Annotated in this window: 12 protein-coding genes; 1 reads left to right on the forward strand and 11 read right to left on the reverse strand. The window is 67.2% G+C overall.

What is annotated here, in order from left to right; translation table 11 throughout:
- Window positions 1-68: 68 nt before the first annotated feature.
- From LQD00_RS10120 to LQD00_RS10130, 3 genes are all read right to left on the reverse strand, one after another.
- Window positions 69-1,184, reverse strand: coding sequence for a hypothetical protein (locus LQD00_RS10120; RefSeq protein WP_232717005.1), 1,116 nt, complete (start codon window positions 1,182-1,184; stop codon window positions 69-71).
- A gap of 51 nt (window positions 1,185-1,235) precedes the next feature.
- A complete protein-coding gene (locus LQD00_RS10125; RefSeq protein WP_232717006.1) occupies window positions 1,236-1,679 on the reverse strand; it encodes a hypothetical protein in 444 nt (147 codons plus the stop codon).
- 111 nt (window positions 1,680-1,790) lie between these two features.
- Window positions 1,791-2,750: an adenylate/guanylate cyclase domain-containing protein gene (locus LQD00_RS10130; protein WP_232717007.1), complete on the reverse strand. Its 960-nt coding sequence runs from the start codon at window positions 2,748-2,750 to the stop codon at window positions 1,791-1,793.
- 185 nt (window positions 2,751-2,935) lie between these two features.
- Between LQD00_RS10130 and LQD00_RS10135 the strand changes: the two genes are divergently transcribed.
- On the forward strand, window positions 2,936-4,282 hold the full coding sequence (locus LQD00_RS10135) for an FAD-dependent oxidoreductase (RefSeq protein ID WP_232717008.1): 1,347 nt from the start codon (window positions 2,936-2,938) through the stop codon (window positions 4,280-4,282).
- A gap of 66 nt (window positions 4,283-4,348) precedes the next feature.
- On the opposite strand, the gene LQD00_RS10140 is transcribed toward LQD00_RS10135, so the two are convergent.
- Genes LQD00_RS10140 through LQD00_RS10175 form a run of 8 tightly spaced genes read right to left on the reverse strand, consistent with a single transcriptional unit; the run spans window position 4,349 to window position 12,156 of the window.
- Entirely contained in the window at window positions 4,349-5,398 is a 1,050-nt protein-coding gene (locus tag LQD00_RS10140) for an NAD(P)-dependent alcohol dehydrogenase (RefSeq protein WP_232717009.1), read from the reverse strand.
- 2 nt (window positions 5,399-5,400) lie between these two features.
- Complete coding sequence (locus LQD00_RS10145) at window positions 5,401-6,447, reverse strand: NADP-dependent oxidoreductase (RefSeq protein ID WP_232717010.1); 1,047 nt, start codon at window positions 6,445-6,447, stop codon at window positions 5,401-5,403.
- Entirely contained in the window at window positions 6,444-7,466 is a 1,023-nt protein-coding gene (locus LQD00_RS10150; protein WP_232717011.1) for an MBL fold metallo-hydrolase, read from the reverse strand. The genes LQD00_RS10145 and LQD00_RS10150 overlap by 4 nt, the downstream gene beginning before the upstream one ends.
- 11 nt (window positions 7,467-7,477) lie before the next feature.
- On the reverse strand, window positions 7,478-7,813 hold the full coding sequence (locus LQD00_RS10155; protein WP_232717012.1) for an EthD family reductase: 336 nt from the start codon (window positions 7,811-7,813) through the stop codon (window positions 7,478-7,480).
- 24 nt (window positions 7,814-7,837) lie between these two features.
- Window positions 7,838-9,337 carry a class I adenylate-forming enzyme family protein gene (locus tag LQD00_RS10160; RefSeq protein WP_232717013.1) on the reverse strand — a complete coding sequence of 500 codons (1,500 nt, stop codon included), beginning with the start codon at window positions 9,335-9,337 and terminating at the stop codon, window positions 7,838-7,840.
- Between the two features lie 46 nt (window positions 9,338-9,383).
- On the reverse strand, window positions 9,384-10,193 hold the full coding sequence (locus LQD00_RS10165) for an SDR family NAD(P)-dependent oxidoreductase (protein ID WP_232717014.1): 810 nt from the start codon (window positions 10,191-10,193) through the stop codon (window positions 9,384-9,386).
- Window positions 10,194-10,201: 8 nt separating this feature from the next.
- Window positions 10,202-10,957 carry an SDR family NAD(P)-dependent oxidoreductase gene (locus LQD00_RS10170; protein WP_232717015.1) on the reverse strand — a complete coding sequence of 252 codons (756 nt, stop codon included), beginning with the start codon at window positions 10,955-10,957 and terminating at the stop codon, window positions 10,202-10,204.
- Window positions 10,954-12,156: an acyl-CoA dehydrogenase family protein gene (locus LQD00_RS10175; RefSeq protein WP_232717016.1), complete on the reverse strand. Its 1,203-nt coding sequence runs from the start codon at window positions 12,154-12,156 to the stop codon at window positions 10,954-10,956. Before LQD00_RS10175 ends, LQD00_RS10170 begins: the two co-directional genes overlap by 4 nt.
- Between the last annotated feature and the right edge of the window lie 28 nt (window positions 12,157-12,184).

Here is a 12,184-nt window from a genome sequence, read left to right on the forward strand (position 1 = left end):
GTCCGAGGAGCCGAACCCCCATTGCTCGTCCTCGCCCCGGTTTGCACCAGAGCCGGCATGACGCGCCATCAATCGAACCAACCTTTCACGACCTTCATTGCGTCGGCACCTGCCTTGCTGCCGATAGCCGCGCCGATCCCGGCCCCTATCGCAGTTCCGACCGGCCCCGCGAACGACCCGACCACCGCGCCGGCAGCCGCGCCACCAATTATCCCGCCTCCCAAGGAACCAGCGGCGGCCGCTATGGCGTCGCCGCCGTCCTGTTCACCGCGATCGTACTTGCTCCACTCGTCGTAGGCAGTGACACCCAACCCGAGAGCAAACGAGCCCTTCGCCATCGTTTTGCCGAGAGAACTCATACGCGCGATGTCGTCCGCGCTCATCCCCGCCTGGCCCACAGCTCGCCGCGACCTGCGATAAGCCTTCGCAAGATCTTCGCCACGCTTCTGTGCCGCAGAGATTGCTGCCGTTGCGGCCGGGCCTGATAAATCCCCTAATCCGAGGGCCTTCCATACGTACGCGGCTCGCGAAGGATCGAGCCCATCTGTCTTATTGAGCTTCAGGTTTTCGAGTTGTTGCGGCGTAAGGTCCATCATGCGTTCGAAACGCCCGCGTTGCTCGGGTGTCGCCGTGCCGTCTCGTACCGCCTTGGCATCGCCTTCGGCGAGGTTCGGGTCGACGACGCCACGGTTCTTGGCGACGGAAGCCGGTGCGATGCCGCCGATCTCGCCGAGCGCCCCATTGATGCCATCTCGAGTGGCAGTCACAGTGTCGTCCGCAGCCGTTGCGAGACCCGACAAAGCAGACTGGTGCTCGAACGCTTCCCCAGCGTCGAACTCCGCGCCCTCCGGCGCGCGAGCCGGATCGAAGTTGATCGCGTACCCACGGTCTCCGCGGTCGAGGATGTAGCCCCGGTTGTCGGCGAGTGTGGTCCGGCTCTCCAACGCAGTGATCGCGTTGCGAATGTTGGTGGCGCCGGTCTGCAAGACCTCCGCGAGGTCGCCGAATTCGTCGGCGGTGTTCCTGATCCATCGAGTAAGATCCTCGGCCCGGGTATCAGCGGCGCCGCGGGCGTTGCCTTGCCAGTCAGACAGCATGAGGTTGAGGACCGGGTTGCCCGCCTTGGGCGCTTCGACCTCCAGATGTGCCTGCAGTCGCACGACGCCGAAGGCGATCTGCGCCATGACCTCGGGCTTCCACGAGGTCACCTCGTTGTAACTGGGTGGCATGGGTTTTTACTGGACCGACAACAGAATCTCGAGGGGGACAACGTGGTGCTTCTGATCGCCATCCCGCGAGGGGTAGGGAGTGGCCGACGAGATTTCTCCGGCACTCTTCATGTCGGTCTCGACGGTCGTGTCCTTGGCATCCACCACCAGCTCCGAGAACGCGGCCACGGCACCGGACAGGTTGTCGAGTGCGGTGGCGATACGTTCGTCTGCGGTGGCCGCCACGACTGCCATGTCGGCGGTCGCACCCATGAAGTTGCCGGCCAGTTCACCGAAGGTCGACGACGTGCCCTCAAGACCCGCGTACGACGTCAGTTCGAGCACCCTCAACCGTGAGGCGCAGTTCGAGACATCCGTCGCTGCGGTGTCGAGCGCTGATGGGTCAACAACCAAGTCCGACACAAATCCCCCCTTTGATGTCGCGAACCACCATAGATGTTCGGTCGTCACCGTAGTTCGCCAGGTCGCGGCCTGCAGATGTCTGTCCACAGCCAACCGGCGAACCTCAACTCGACTCACAGACGTCGATCGAAGTCTGCCGGTCGAATTGAGGTTCGCCGGTCAGTCGCTGAGTGGTCCGTCGCGATGCGGCTCCAGCACACGGGCTTTGAGGTGCCTGTATCCGCGAACGCGGAGGGACGGCATCGACTTGAGGTAGAACCGGTCGTCGTCGGCGATCTGGGTGGCGACCGAATCGTCGACCAGGGTGGTTCCGGGGCGTGCGGAACTCGTCAAGCGGGATGCGATGTTGACCGGTTCGCCGAAGACGTCGCCGAGGCGGGGGAGCACTGCGCCACGGGCGAGGCCGACGCGGAGTGGCGGCAGGTGGTCGCTCTCGGAGAGACGATGGATCTCCAACGCGGCCGCGGCGGCGGCTCCGGAATCGTCGAAGGTGAACATCACGGCGTCGCCGAGGGTCTTGACCACACGGCCGCCGTGATCGACGACCACGTCGAAGGTGTCATCCTCGAACGAACCCAACAGCGCTTCGAGATCGTTCAAATCGATACGACGAGACAGACTCGTGTAGCCGACGATGTCGGCGAAACCGACGACGAGATCGACCTCCTCTTCGGATGAGTGGTCGGTGTGCCGTTCGATCGCGAGCGCCATGTGCCTGCGCCAGATCAGGTGCTGGATCTGACCGAGCGCGTCGCTCATCTGCTCCAGCGTCCAGGGGAGAGTGGGGTCGTCGGCGATCTCCCGGAGCTGTTCGGCCTCCCATTCGGCCAGGCGGGAGATGGTCTGGCCGATGGCCCGCGCCATCGCGATCTGGGTGGTCTCCGGCATCGCGCCCGATGATGCGGCGAACATCTCCAACGCCTGCATGTCCCGATCGGAGAAGACCTTCTCGTCCGACGACCTCCGCGCGAAACCGAAGGCATTCCACGCTTTCTCCGCGAACTCCGCGGAAACGCCGAGCTTCTCGATCAGCTCGTCCCGGGTGTAGCGAGGGGTGTACGGGCTGTTCTCGCCCTCGGACGCGTCGGTGGTTCCACTGGATTCGGTGACCTCACGCATGGGAGCAGTCTCTCTCACCTCGCGATCCGCTGCGGAGGGTTCCCGGCAGTGCGTCGAGGATCACCGCGACGGACCAAGACCGGGGGATCAACCGCTGTGACCCAGCAGAGAAAAGTCGATGCACCGTTGTTGACATCACAACGGTGTGGGCAGCATCATAAACTGATATCAGTTCAGGAACGGCAATGGAGGTTGGCTTGACCGACAATCGATACGACCTGCTCATCATCGGAGCCGGCATGGCAGGTTGCACTGTCGGTGCTCGCGCCGCGGAGGCCGGCCTCCGGGTCTGCATGGTCGACGTCGCCGGCGACATCGGCGGTTCGGCCCGGTACGCCGGCTACGTGTGGTCGATGCCGGACCACGACGCGATGGACAAGCACAACCCGGGCGGCGACGACGAGCTGCGTCGCCACCTCGTGGACCGTTTCCCGGAGGCCGTCGACTGGCTGCGGTCGTTCGGCGCCGATGTGGGCGAACGCCAACCGATCCTGCCGTACGGAGCCGGATACAAGTTCGACACCAACCACTTCCTCGAGCTCTGCCGGAAGAAACTGAGCGAGACCGGGAACGAGCTCCTCCTCAACACCGAGACCCGCCGGCTCATCGTCGAAGACGGCACCGTCGTGGGTGCCGTGGTCACCTCGGCAGACGGCGAGGAGCGGGAGATCCGTGCGGGCTACACCGTGATCGCCACCGGTGGGTTCCAAGCCGACCCGGAACTGCGTGCGCGACACCTGCACCCGGAAGCCCGGACGATCGAACTGCGTTCCAATCCGAACAGCGCCGGCGGCGGGCACCGACTCGCACGCGAGGTCGGGGCCGCCTTCGGCAAGGAGCACGCGGGGTTCTACGGACACCTCATCCCGAGCGGGATCTCATTGGGAGAGGACGACTTCGTCGAGCTGGCGCTGTACTACAGCGAGCACTGCCTGCTGTTCAACGTCGAGAACAAGCGCTTCGTCGACGAGACCCTGGGCGATCACCTGAACACCATCGAACTTCTCGAACAACCCGAGGCCCGAGGTCTACTGGTCGCCGACGCACGTGTGTACCGGGACTGGATGACCGCGCCCTACGTCGAAGGCGCCGTCGCCCCGGACAAGTTCGGGATCACCGCCAAGCGTGGCGGCCGGGTCGGCATGGCCGAGTCCCTGGAGGAGTTCGAGTACCTTCCCGAGGAATGGGGCTACGACGGCAAGGCCATCGCCGCCGCGATCACCGAATACAACGAGGCGGTCAAGGAGAACAAGGCCTCGCCGGCGCACACGCTCGACCCGCAACCGCTCGACGAGGCCCCGTACTACATCATCGAGACGGTCCCCGCGGTCACCTTCCCGTTCTACGGAATCCTCATCGACACCGAAGCTCGTGTGCTCGACGAAGCGGGACAACCGATTCCGGGTCTTCTTGCGGCAGGATCGGACACCGGTGGGCTCTGGTACCGCGCCTACGGCGGCGGCCTGGCGACAGCGCTGACCTTCGGCCTGACGGCCGCGAACACCGCGAGCTCGACCCTGTCGGTGCGCTGAGCCGACGCACCTGAAGCGACAAAGAGAGCGCCCGACCGACAGGTCGGGCGCTCTCTTTTCTCCGGGTCAACGCTTCGGAAGGACGACGGCGCGGCCGGGTAGCTCGCCGCGGCGCAACTGCTCGTACGCCTCAGGTGCATCACGCAGATCGAAGGACACGGTCTCGGCGGTGAGATCACCGGCGGCGGCCAGTGCCACCACCGCGGCGAGGTCGGATCGTGTGCCCCAGAACGGTGCTCGGACCTGCCAACCCGAGGCCAGACCGACGTCCTTGCCGACCGTCACGCGACCACCGGACGTCCCCACGATCACCAGGCGGCCCCCGGGCCCGAGAACGGCAGAGGCCGGTTCGACCGTCGCCGGGGCGCCGGCGAAGTCGAGGACGATGTCGGCCCCGCCGCGTGCGCGGATGTCCTGGGCCGCCTCGTCGACCGACGGATACGACGCGTCGGCCTTCAGAGCCAGGGCCAACGCACGGGCCTGCTCACGGTTGTCGACCGCGATCACCGCACACACACCCATGGCACGCAGGATCTGAATCGCCATGTGGCCCAAGCCCCCGACGCCGATGACGACGGCGACCATCGAGGAGTCGATCAGGTCGGAGTTCGACGAGATGGCATGGTAGGCGGTGAGACCGGCGTCCGCGAGGGGCGCCGCGACCGCCGGATCGAGACCGTTGGTCGGGACCAGCACATCCGCCGACGGAACCAGCAGGCGTTCGGCCAGCCCGCCGGGATGTCCGAGGCCGTTGCCGATCCGTGGGTTCCGGCCCCCGGGCTCGCGAGCCAGCGAGAGGCAGTAGTTCTCGCGCCCACGGGCACAGTTCCGGCAGGTTCCGCACGACCAGATCCCGTGCACGACGACAGTTTCGCCGATCCAGGCGGGATCGGCCTGAGGCCCGACCGCACGCACGGTCCCGGCCACCTCGTGGCCGAGGGTCAGTGGGAGCGGGTAATCGAAGACCCCGGACGGGGTGTCCATGACGTGCAAGTCGGACAGACAGAGTCCCGCGGCGTCGACGTCGAGGAGAAGTTCGGTGCCGGTCGGTTCCGGGTCGGCGATCTCCCGCACCACCGGGGGACGCCCCCATTCGGTGAGTTGTACTGCCAGCATGGTCAACTCCTGTTCTCGTCCAGACGCACGAGCGTCTTCCCGGTGGTGAGTCCCTCGAGCATCGCGGCCAGAGCCGCGGGCGCGGACTCCAGACCGTCGAAAACGGTTTCCTCGTAGTGCATCCGACCCTGCGCCAGGTGTTCGCCGATCTCGCGCTGCATGGCCGGGAGAAGGTCGTTGTAGGAGCCCGCGCGGTAACCCTGCACGGTGATGCTCTTGGAGACCAGTTGAAAGAGGTTGCGGGGACCCGGCGGTGGCGTCTCGGCGTCGTACGCGGCGATGGCCCCGCACACGGCGACCCGACCACCGGGGTTCATCGCATCCAGAGCCGCTTCGAGATGATCGCCGCCGACGCTGTCGAAGTAGGCGGTGATGCCCGCGGGTGCCGCCTCCGCCAGACGGTCGGTCAACGAGGCCCGGTGATGGTCGAAGGCGGCATCGAGTCCGAGTTGCTCGCGGAGGTACTCGACCTTCGCCGGACTGCCGGCGGAACCGACGACGGTGGCACCGCGCAGGCGCGACAGCTGTGCGACGAGACCGCCCACGGCGCCGGCCGCTGCCGAGACCCACACCGTGTCGGTGGGTTTGACGTCGAGAACCGCGTGCACGCCCGCGTAGGCGGTCAACCCCGAACTGCCCAGCGGGCCCAGAAACCACTGGGGAGGGTGGTCGAGGGTGTCGACGACCGAGAGGCCGCCGTATCCGCCGAGGGTCGCGCCGTCGGCACGGACGACGGCATGTTCACGGAATCCGCACAGGTGTGAGACATGTTGTCCGACCTCGAAATCCCCGGATCGGGAATCGACGACGACCCCGAGCGCCAGACCTGCGAGAGATTCGCCGAGTGTGAACGGGGGAAGGTACCCGTCCGGGGTCGTCTCGGCCAGTCTGATCCGGATCGACGGATCTACCGACAACCAGGTGTTCCGCACGAGCACGTCCCCGGTGCGCAGCGGTGGCAGAACCTGTTCGGTGATGGCGAGATCACCGGGGCGCAGTGGTCCTCGGGGTCGGCGCGCGAGCGTCACCACCTGCGTCGAGGAGATCATCTGCGGAAGTGGTCCACGCCGTCGATGCACCGGACCGTGAGACGGCTGTCGGCGACGAGGACGTCGAGGTGCGCCATCGTCTCGCACACGGCGATCAGCTGGTTGAAGGTGTCGAGCGAGGAGAAGGGTCGGTTGTGGCGGGTCCAGAGGAGTCTCTCGGCGACCTGATGACCGGGCAGTGCGCGCCCGGCGTCGTCGAACACCGCCAGGATCTCGTCGAACCTTCTCCGGTGGTGTTCCAGGAGGACCTGGGCGCGCTCGCCGACGAGGCCACCGACGTCGCCGTGCGCCGGGGCGATCGTGCGCGGGGACTCGTCCGCGACCATCAGTTCGAGAGAGCTGAGGAACTTGGCGAGGGGGAGATCCCAGACGCCGAGTTCGAAACCGATCGACGGCGTGATCGTCGGCAGGATGTGATCGCCGGTGAACGACAGGCCGGTGTCGAGGTCGTGGAAGACCATGTGGCCCTTGGTGTGGCCGGGGGTGTGTACCGCCTCGATACGTCGGCCGGGCAACGGCAACGGTCCCGGTTGCAGCCAGGTGTCCGGGGTGTCCCAGTCGTCCACGTCAAACGGCTCGTCGACCGTCAGGCGGTAGACCTCGTCGGCGAGCTCGTATGCGCCGGACCGACGGGCCTGGACGAGTGACTCCTCCGGCACATTGCTGTTGATCCGGGCGATCTCGACCAGGCCGTGTGCCTCGCGCGCACCCATGTGGATGGCGCAGCCATACCTGCGTCGGAGTTCGACGGCGAACGTGTAGTGATCGCGGTGGATGTGCGTGACGAAGATGTCGGTGATCTCGTGCGGGCGGCGGCCGATCGAGGCGAGGGCGGTGGACATCTCCTCATGGGTGCCCGGTCGGTGCCATCCGCCGTCGATCAGGGCGAGCCCCGAGTCGGTCTCGAGCACATAGACATTCACCGCTCGCAGCCCGTCCTGGGGCAGCTCGAGCGGGATGCGGTGCACGCCGTCGACGACGGGGTGGCATCCCGGCTCGAGCCAGGCCGTACGGCTCACGGCCGAACGGTTCACGGCGTCGGTGCAGTCAGCGGCACCATGGTCTTCTCGTCGCCGTACCAGATCATCCGACGTCCGCGCATCGCGCCGACGTGCTCGACCGCCGCCGCCCACTCGGGGCTGCGCAGGGCCGCCTCGAGGGCTTCACGGGATTCGAAGCTCAGGACCGACAATCCGTCCCACCCTGAGGACTTCTCGTCGAATCCCTCCACGATCTCGGTGTGCTGCCAGCGCAGGAGGCCGGGGAGCGGGTAGGTGACGTCGGCGTGCTCGCCGCGCCACCACTCGATGAACTGGTCGTGGGTCCAGTCGCTCGGTCGGGACGCGAGCACCATCAGATTGAACATGTCGTTTCCTAGCGTCGTTGCGGTTCAGGCGTTTTCGTGGGTACGTCCGGCGAGCCGGCTGGCCAGCGAGATGGCGTCGGGACGCGAGAGCTTCCCGACCCGGTTCTGGGGGAGATCCTCGACGGAGAAGACGTACTCGGGCCACTTGAACTTGGGGAATCCGGACCGGTCGAGTTGTGCGGTGATCGACTCGAGCGTGATCTCCGCGTCCCCCGCGACGACGAGAGCCGCGGCCCGTTCGCCGAGCAGGTCGTCGGGAACCGGCACCACGCAGACCTGCACCACCCCGGGCAGACCGGCGATCGCGCTCTCGACCTCGTTGATGTCGATGTTGCGTCCGCCGCGGATGATGATCTGCTTCTGTCGGCCCATGACCTGGATGAAGCCGTCCTCGCCGACCTCGACGAGGTCGCCGGTGGGCAGGAAGCCGTCGGCGGTCAGCTCCGGGGGTTGCGGGACACCGCCACGCGCGTACCCGACGAACAGCGACGGGCCGCGGACCTGTGCATCACCGATCTGACCGGGCGGCAACTGGGCGCCGGATGCGTCGACGGCGCGGATGACGGTGCCGGGGAACGGCTTTCCATCGCGTCCGAGACGCAGCTCCGGCGGGTCGGTCGGCAACGGGCTGGTGTGGCCGAGGCATTCGGACATGCCGAACACGCGCAGGAACGTGGTTCCCAGGGTCTCCTCGGCCTCACGCAGCGCGCGCACGTTCATCGGTCCGCCGCCCACCGTCATGGCACGCAGTGAGGTCAGCGGTTGGTCGGCGCCGTCGGCGATGGAGAGCTGGAGCGCCATCGTGGGGACGAGCATCGTCCAGGCCACCTCGTGGCGGCGCATGGCCTCCAGGGCTCCCGCGGGAGTCCAGCGCTCGATGCTGACCATCCGGCCGCCGAGGTAGGCGGGCAGGTAGAGGCCGAAGCAGAACGCCGCCACCGACGACAGCGGGACGAACGCGCCCACCGCCTCGCCGGAACGGAGCCCGACGATGTCGATGGTCGACTGGGCGGCGTAACGGATGGCCTCTTCGGATTGCACAACACATTTCGGCCGTCCGGTCGAGCCGGAGGTCATGGCGACGGCGGAGCCACCGGCCCAACGGTCGATCGCGCCGAAGGTGTCCGCGGCGAGCACGGTCCGGTCCCCGGCGAGCAGGCGATGACCGAACCGGCCGTCCGTGGCGCCCCAGTGCTCGAGCACCTCGTCGGTGGCGATGACCACGTCGGGTGCGATGTCCTCGACGGCCAGGTCGAACTCGGAGGCGGTCGCGTGCGGGCTCAGGACCGCGACGACACCGTCGCGCAGGCCGGTGGCCACCACGCAGGCCAGGGTCAGCCAGGTGTTGTCGGCCTGGACGATCACCGTGGGGGCCTCGTCGCGGTGGGCGGCGATGGCATCGGCGACTCGTTGTGCCGTCGACACGACGGTGCCGATCGCGTGCTCACCGAACTGGTCGACGACCGCGACGGCGTCGGGGGTGCTGCTTGCCCGTTCGAGCAATTCGGTTGCCAGAGTCTTCATTTCGCCTCACTCAGGGAAGTTCCGACGTGATGGGTATGGGTGGTGGTCATCGTGCGGTCCACCCGCCGTCGACGACCAGGGTCTGCCCGGTGACGTAGGAGGACGCATCCGAGGACAGGAACAGCACGGCGCCGTCGACCTCGCCTTCGCGTCCACCTCGTCCCAGCATCGTGTTGCGACGGACCCAGCCGGCCGACTTCTCGTTGGTGAACAGTCCGTCGGTCATCTCGGTGTCGAACCAACCCGGGACGACGGCGTTCACCCGCACCCCGCGGCGGCCCCACTGGCCGGCGAGTTCGCGGGTCATGCCGAGGGTCCCGGCCTTGGACGCGGCGTACGACGCCCCGCCGATGGGGGCGGTCGACACGAGGCCGACGACCGACGCGATGTTGATGATCGACGCGTTGACCGGGGTGTCGTCGTCGGCGTTCTCGGTCAGGCGGGTGACGAGATGCGTGGACAGGTGGAAACCGGCGAGGAGGTTGAGGTCGAGGATGCGGGCGAAACCCTCGGGTGTCTCCTGCTCGGCGTGGGGCGGACCGGCCATACCGGCATTGTTCACCAGGATGTCGACGCTGCCCGCCGAGTCGAACGCCGTGTCGATGAGTGCGCGACGGTCGGCGTCGTCGGTGACGTCGCAACGGAACGGGACGACGCTGGGGTACTTGTCGGCGAGCTCCTGCAGACGGTCGAGCCTGCGAGCGGCCGCGTAGACCGTGGCACCCGCGCCGGCGAGCGTCGCGGCGAAGCCCAGGCCCAGGCCCGACGACGCCCCGGTCACGACCGCGGTCTTGCCCGCGAGCCCGAAGAGGGCCGCCGGGGAACCTCCCGGGTGATCACTTGTGTCGATGGTCATGGTTCTCCTCAGTAGACCGCGGTCCGGCCGCCGTCGACCGGGATCAGTGCGCCGGTCGTGTAACCGGCGGCGTCACTCGCCAGATGGGTGACCATCCCGGCGATCTCCTCCGGCCGTCCGAGGCGTCCGGCGGGGAGGCGGTTGGTGACCAGCCCGATGAACTCCTCGTCCCAATTCTCCGCCATGTCGGTGGCGAAGCTGCCGGGCATCACGCAGTTGACGCGCACGGTCGGTGCGTACTCTTGGGCGAATGCCTGGGTGAGGGCGTTGAGGCCGTTCTTGGCCGCCGCGTACATCGCCTCGGCGGGGCTCGGACGCACCGCTCCGATGCTCGAGATGTTGATGATCGAGCCGCCGCCGTTCGCGCGCATCCGGTCGCCGGCCACCGCCATGAGCCGGAACGGGCCCTTGACGTTGACCTCGATGGTCTTGTCCCACAACGACTCCGAGACCGACATCAGGTCCTTCTCGAGCGGCGCGATGCCGGCGTTGTTGACCAGGATGTCCAGGCTTCCATGGCGTTCGATGATGCCGTCGACGGCGGGTTCGAGTTCGTCCCAGCGCCCGACGTGCAGGGCGAGCGGATGTGCTTCGCCGGTCGTCACGTCGTCGAGGGCGGCGACGGCTTCCACGCAGGCGTCGAGCTTGCGGCTGGCGACGACGACCGTCGCGCCGGCCTGCTTGAGACCCCTGGCGATCGCCAGTCCGAGTCCCCGGCTCGCACCGGTGACCAGGGCGACCTTTCCGTTCAGTTCGTTGCTCACGAGTGCTTCTTCACTTCCAGTCGGGCGATGGTGCGCAGGTGGACCTCGTTGGGGCCGTCGGCGATCTGCAGTGCGCGAGTGATCGCGTGGAGGCGGGCCAGGACGGTGTCGTTGCTGACGCCGGCGGCGCCGTAGGTCTGGACCGCCCGGTCGACGACCTTGTGCGCGACCTCCATGGCGGAGACCTTGATGGCCGCGACCTCGGAGCGGGCGGCGGCATTGCCCTGGGTGTCCATCAGCCAGGACGAGTACAGGACGAGCAGGCGGATCTGGTCGATCTCGATCCGACTCCGGGCGATCCACTCGCGGACCACGCCGCGGCTCGCCAGCGGGCCACCGAAGGCGACACGTTCCTGGGCGCGGCGGCACATCATGTCCAGCGCACGCTCGGCCATGCCCACCGCGCGCATCGCGTAGTGCATGCGGCCCGGTCCGAGGCGTCCCTGCGCGATGGCGAAACCGTCGCCCTCTTCGCCGAGCATGTTCTCCACCGGCACCCGGACATCGGTGAACTGGACCTCGCCGTGGCCGAGACGGTCTTTGAACCCGAACATCGGGAGATCACGCAGGACCTCGATACCGGGCGTGTCCGTCGGCACCAGGATCATGCTCTGCTGGCGGTAGGTGGGGCCGTCCGGATCGGACTTGCCCATGAAGATGATGAGCTTGCAGTCCGGGTCGAGGATTCCGGAGGTGTACCACTTGCGGCCGTTGAGCACGTAGTGGTCGCCGTCGCGGCGGATCGTCGAGGTGATGTTGGTGGCGTCCGACGAGGCGACCGCGGGCTCGGTCATGGCGAAGGCCGAACGGATGCTGCAGTCCAGCAACGGCTTCAGCCACTGGGCCTTCTGCGCCTCGGTGCCGTACATGGCCAGGATCTCCATGTTGCCGGTGTCCGGGGCCGAGCAGTTGATGGCCTCGTTGCCGATGATCGAGCGTCCGACGATCTCGGCGAGCGGGGCGTACTCGAGGTTGGTGAGTCCGGCGCCGAGCCCGTCGTGCGTCATGAAGAGGTTCCACAGACCGAGGTCGCGGGCGGTCTTCTGCAGGTCACGCATGATCTGCGGCTGTTCGTGCGGGTTGTCGTTGGCCTCGATCTGCTCGTCGTAGATCTTCTCGGCGGGCAGCACGTGATCGGTCATGAACGACTCGAGCCGGACGGCGAGGTCGCGCGTCCGGTCGGAGTAGGCGAAGTCCACGGGGAGTCTCCTGAAGTCGGATGGTCGG

This window comes from Gordonia metallireducens (assembly GCF_021245825.1).
GTDB lineage: Bacteria > Actinomycetota > Actinomycetes > Mycobacteriales > Mycobacteriaceae > Gordonia > Gordonia namibiensis.

Coding starts and splice junctions, on each gene's coding strand:
- LQD00_RS10120 (WP_232717005.1), bottom strand. CDS start 1,184: ATGGCGCAGATCGCCTTCGGCGTCGTGCGACTGCAGGCACATCTGGAG.
- LQD00_RS10130 (WP_232717007.1), bottom strand. CDS start 2,750: ATGCGTGAGGTCACCGAATCCAGTGGAACCACCGACGCGTCCGAGGGC.
- LQD00_RS10135 (WP_232717008.1), top strand. CDS start 2,936: ATGGAGGTTGGCTTGACCGACAATCGATACGACCTGCTCATCATCGGA.
- LQD00_RS10140 (WP_232717009.1), bottom strand. CDS start 5,398: ATGCTGGCAGTACAACTCACCGAATGGGGGCGTCCCCCGGTGGTGCGG.
- LQD00_RS10145 (WP_232717010.1), bottom strand. CDS start 6,447: ATGATCTCCTCGACGCAGGTGGTGACGCTCGCGCGCCGACCCCGAGGA.
- LQD00_RS10155 (WP_232717012.1), bottom strand. CDS start 7,813: ATGTTCAATCTGATGGTGCTCGCGTCCCGACCGAGCGACTGGACCCAC.
- LQD00_RS10160 (WP_232717013.1), bottom strand. CDS start 9,337: ATGAAGACTCTGGCAACCGAATTGCTCGAACGGGCAAGCAGCACCCCC.
- LQD00_RS10165 (WP_232717014.1), bottom strand. CDS start 10,193: ATGACCATCGACACAAGTGATCACCCGGGAGGTTCCCCGGCGGCCCTC.